At 70.2% G+C, this 1,481-nt stretch carries 2 protein-coding genes; both read left to right on the top strand.

Annotated elements, in window-relative coordinates:
- A partial coding sequence (locus tag AQY21_RS07910) for a TrbG/VirB9 family P-type conjugative transfer protein (RefSeq protein WP_161905972.1) occupies positions 1-481 on the top strand: 481 nt, incomplete at its 5' end.
- Positions 481-1,481, top strand: a 1,001-nt coding sequence (locus AQY21_RS07905; RefSeq protein ID WP_058097170.1) for a TrbI/VirB10 family protein, incomplete at its 3' end; no start/stop codon positions are given. The genes AQY21_RS07910 and AQY21_RS07905, both read left to right, overlap by 1 nt.

Below are 1,481 nucleotides of genomic sequence, written 5' to 3'. Positions count from 1 at the left end.
AGACCGGCGCCGCTACATGCTGGAACTGCGCGCCGGCGAAGAAACCTGGATGCCGGCGGTGTCATGGCATTATCCGGAGAATTCCTCGTCCACGGCCGCGCAGCGTCGGGCGGTTCCTGCGGCGCCGGCAATCCCGGCCGTTGGTGCGCGCAACCATCGCTACGGCCTGCAGATCGAGGGTGCGAGCCCGCCCTGGCGGCCCATTTCCGTCTTCGACGACGGCCGCCGGGTCCATGTCGTCTTCCCGCCCGGCATCGCCCAGGGCGAGATGCCGCCGCTCTTCGTCATCGGCCCGGACGACACCCCCGAGATCGTCAACAGCCGCGTCCACGGCAACGTCATGATCGTGGACCAGCTCTTCGGCGTCGCGGAACTGCGCCTCGGGTCCGGCAAGCGCCAACAGGTGGTGCGGATTATCCGTATGGAACAGGCACGGGCGGCCGTCCAACCGCCCCGCGCACCGACGAAAGGCTCGTCCTGATGAGCGACAGGGACACCGCCGCCGCGCTGATGCGCTTGCGGGCCGAGCCGCCGCGCGTCACCCGGTTGTCGCGCAAGGTGCTGGCGGGCTTCGGCGGGATCACGGCACTCGGCATCGGCGCGGCGCTGATCTTTGCGCTGCAGAGCTCCGACATCGAACGCAGCGGCGAGGAGCTGTTCTCCACCGAAAACCGCGCCACCGCCGACGGACTGGCGGAATTGCCCCGCGACTATACTGGCCCCGCCCTCGGTCCGGCGCTGCCCGGCGATCTCGGCCGGCCGTTTCTCAACGCCCGCAATCGCGGCGAGCCGGTGCCGGCGCCGGGCATTTCTGCGCCGCTCGATGCCGCGCCCGCCATGGATGCGGCGGAGCAGCAGCGGCTCGCCGAGGAAGAAGCTGCGCGGCTCAGCGGCGTGTTCTTTCAGGGCGGGTCACGGCCGGCGGGCGTGCCGGATGCCGGCACTGGGAGTGCCGGACCGACGTCCGGCGAGTTCGGAAGCATGGGACAGCCGGGAGCTACGGGTGGGCAGGACCGGCACGCGGCCTTCCTCGGCGCGGCCGCCGACCGCGTCACGGTGGCGCCGGATCGCATCAAGCCACCGGCCTCACCCTATCTGCTGCAGGCCGGATCGGTGATCCCGGCGGCGCTGGTCACCGGCATTCGCTCCGACCTGCCCGGCCAGATCATCGCCCAAGTCACGCAGCCCGTCTATGACAGCCCGAGCGGCTCGATCCTGCTGATCCCGCAAGGCACACGCATCATCGGCGAATACGATGCGGATGTCACATTCGGCCAGCGCCGCGTGCTGCTCGTCTGGAACCGGCTGATCTTCCCCGATGGGCGCTCGCTGGTGCTGGAGCGTATGCCGGGGACCGATGCCGCGGGCTATGCCGGGCTGGAGGACAGCGTCGATTACCACTGGGGAGAGCTGATGAAGGCGGCCGGGCTGTCGACGCTGCTGGCGGTCGGCACCGAACTCGTCGCCGGCGACGAGGAAGA

It is taken from the genome of Paracoccus sp. MKU1 (assembly GCF_001447385.1).
GTDB lineage: Bacteria > Pseudomonadota > Alphaproteobacteria > Rhodobacterales > Rhodobacteraceae > Paracoccus.
The sequence above is the reverse complement of the archived record's forward strand: the minus strand, read 5'-3'. Positions and strand labels throughout refer to the sequence as shown.